Source organism: Ferruginibacter sp. (assembly GCF_014377975.1).
Lineage (GTDB): Bacteria > Bacteroidota > Bacteroidia > Chitinophagales > Chitinophagaceae > Ferruginibacter.
The window spans coordinates 1-3,250 of sequence record NZ_JACMOO010000385.1 but is presented as its reverse complement, the minus strand read 5'-3'; the positions used below and the strand labels follow the sequence as shown (position 1 = coordinate 3,250).

Genomic DNA, 3,250 nt, shown 5'->3' with positions numbered 1-3,250 from the left:
TGAATGGAAAAGTTACCAAAATTTATAGCGGCGAAATACATTATCCCCGTGTGCCGCATGAGTATTGGAAAGACAGATTGCTAAAAATTAAAGCAACAGGTTTTAACACAATCAGCACGTATGCTTTTTGGAATGTACATGAGCCTAAGCCAGGTGTTTGGAATTTTTCTGGCGATAATAATATTGCCGGATTCATTCGCACCGCAAATGAAGTTGGGTTGAATGTAATACTAAGGCCCGGCCCCTATGTGTGTGCCGAATGGGATTTTGGGGGATTGCCTGCATGGTTGTTAAAAGAACCCGGCATGAAGATACGCTGTAATGATCCGGCATTTATGAAGGCAGCAGAAAAGTACCTGATGCGCTTGGGAACTGAATTAAAAGGTTTACAAATAAATGCCGGCGGCCCAATCATAATGGTGCAACTTGAAAATGAATATGGCGCTTACGGCAATGATACCAGATATTTAACAGCTCTAAAATTACTTTTAAAGAAGGCTGGGTTTACCGTCCCACTATTTAGTGCCGATAACCCCGAAGATAAAATGTATATCAACTCACAGTTGCCTGATGTAAAACATGTGGTTAATTTTGGAGAGATATACCACATGCTGCCTGATACAGCTTTTGGAATTCTTTCAAAGCATCAAACTTATTTTCCAGAAATGTGCGGTGAATACTGGACAGGCTGGTTCACCACCTGGAGCGATAAAAAATTTGCCACGCCAAATTTCGATATCCAAAAAAGAGATATAGAGTGGATGTTGAAAACAGGAAAATCTTTTAACTGTTACATGATTCATGGAGGAACAAACTTTGGTTTTATGGCCGGTGCAAACAATTGGGGAAACAGATACATGCCCTATATCACGAGCTACGACTACGAATCGCCAATATCCGAAGGAGGGATACCTACTGAAAGAGCATTCGCAATTCGGGACGTGATAAAACAATATGCTACATGGTCAATTCCTGATTATCCCTCACCAAAATCAGTAATAGAAATACCGCCAATAAAAATGGAAGAAACAGCTTCTTTGTGGGACAATTTGCCAACAGCAATATTTTCTGTTCAACCAAAATCCATGGAAAATTACGGACAAAACTTTGGTTATATCTTATACCGCACAACACTAACAGGTACCAGAAGTGGCTTAATGAAGGTGAAAGAATTACATGACTACGCCACCGTTTTTATAAATGGAAAATTGATTGGTACACTGGACAGAATGAAAAACATTGATACCATCCGCATACCTGATGTTACCGGTAAAACAGTTATCCTGGATATTTTAGTGCATGCCCTGGGAAGGAATAATTATGGCGACAGGATGCTGGAGGAACGAAAAGGGATAACAGAGAATGTTTCCTTTGAACCATTTACACAAATGAACTGGCAAGTGTTTCCGCTTCCGATGGATAGTAAATATTTGCAAAAGCTAAAATTTGTACCTAAAACTGAATTGATAAAGGCGGGTGGTTTCTACAGAGGTAATTTTATTTTAAACGATGTTGGAGATACTTATCTCGATTTAAAGGATTACAAAAACGGCTTTGTTGTAATTAATGGTCACAATCTTGGAAGGTTTTGGGATAAAGGCCCACAACAACGTTTGTATTGTCCGGCACCATGGTTAAAGAAGGGTGTAAATGAAGTGATTGTTTTTGACATGGAAGGCGTAAATATTCATGAAGTAAAAGGATATATAACGGCTAATTAATTTTCACGATATTAATAACATTTCAAAATGGAGTTATAGACTGTATTGTAGGATAATATTATTACTCATTTTTTCGTGATGAAAATAGACAGCATTATAATCAATCCTTTTAGTAAAAAAGTTAATTATTATCTGTTAAATAAAAAATAGCTCATAGCATTAAAAAAAACATAAATGAAATTATTACTGATTATTTTATTGGTTCCCTTTTACAGTTTTACAAACGTTATAACTATTAGTAGAAGTAGTTCGCTCAAATTAAATAATAGTTGTTTAATGGTTAAGTATAAAAAATTTCCAACCCCATTGGAAGACACATTTTATTTGAAGCCAATTATTATGGAATTACAAAAAAAATGGCCGGTAAACAGGATGGTTAATTTTGTTTTTCATGGGCATAGTGTACCGGCAGGTTATTTTCAAACACCTGCTATCAATACATTTCAATCGTATCCTTTACTGTCAGTTAAAAGAATTACAGATAGTTTTTCTACAGCGGAGATTAATTGTATACGAACGGCAATCGGTGGAGAAAATGCTGAGCAGGGAGCTAAACGATTTGATAGTACAGTGTTGAATCATCAACCAGATGTATTGTTTATTGACTATGCGCTTAACGACCGCAATATTGGTTTGGAAAGGTCGAAGGCTGCATGGCAGTATATGATTGAAAAAGCTCTGTCAAAAAAGGTAAAAATAGTCTTGTTAACACCAACTCCAGACATGCAGGAAGACATTAAAAGTAGTGAGTCGCCATTAGAAAAATATACCAGCCAGATTCTTGCACTTGGTAAACAATATCATATCCCTGTAATTGACAGCTACCACATTTTTAAAAAATTGGTACTAGGTGGGAAAAATCTTAATGACTACATGGCACAATCCAATCATCCCAATGCCTTGGGGCACCAGTTGGTAGCCAATGAAATTTGTAAACTATTCGGTTTGAATTAATCGGTAAAAATTATGTTATGCCATCTTTGCTGCGTTGTTTTTTTTATTTTTCTATTTTGTTGTTGCTTTCATGTGGTAATAATAAAGTGAAAAATAGCAAAACTATTTTTACAAAATTAGATGCCGCAACATCTGGCATCGATTTTAATAATATTATTCAAGAGAACGATTCCGTCAATCTTATCAATAATGAGTACGCTTACATGGGTGGTGGTGTTGGCATCATTGACATCAACAACGATGGGCTGCCGGATATTTTTTTCTCTGCCAATCAGCAAAGCAGTAAACTGTATTTGAATGAAGGTAACAATCATTTTAAAGACATTACAACAACTGCCGGGGTATCAACCAAAAGCTGGTGTACTGGCGTAAGTGTTGTTGATATCAATAATGATGGGTACCAGGATATATATGTATGTGTGTCGGGCGGTGTGCAGGGAAATAACAGAAAAAATTTACTATTCATTAATAATAAAAACTCCACGTTTACTGAAATGGCTGCTGAATATGGGTTGGCAGATACGGCGTATTCAACACAGGCAGTGTTCCTTGACTTTGATAAGGATGGCGATTTG

The 3,250-nt window shown here is 36.6% G+C and carries 3 protein-coding genes; all 3 read left to right on the top strand.

Annotation, left to right across the window (positions count from 1 at the left end):
* The coding region (locus H7254_RS19020; protein ID WP_301934476.1) for a beta-galactosidase at nucleotides 1-1,721 on the top strand (1,721 nt) is incomplete at its 5' end.
* Nucleotides 1,722-1,895: 174 nt separating this feature from the next.
* Nucleotides 1,896-2,675: an SGNH/GDSL hydrolase family protein gene (locus H7254_RS19015; RefSeq protein WP_301934475.1), complete on the top strand. Its 780-nt coding sequence runs from the start codon at nucleotides 1,896-1,898 to the stop codon at nucleotides 2,673-2,675.
* A 17-nt stretch (nucleotides 2,676-2,692) separates the two neighbouring features.
* On the top strand, nucleotides 2,693-3,250 hold a 558-nt coding region (locus tag H7254_RS19010), incomplete at its 3' end, for a VCBS repeat-containing protein (RefSeq protein WP_301934474.1).

Coding starts and splice junctions, on each gene's coding strand:
- H7254_RS19015 (WP_301934475.1), top strand. CDS start 1,896: ATGAAATTATTACTGATTATTTTATTGGTTCCCTTTTACAGTTTTACA.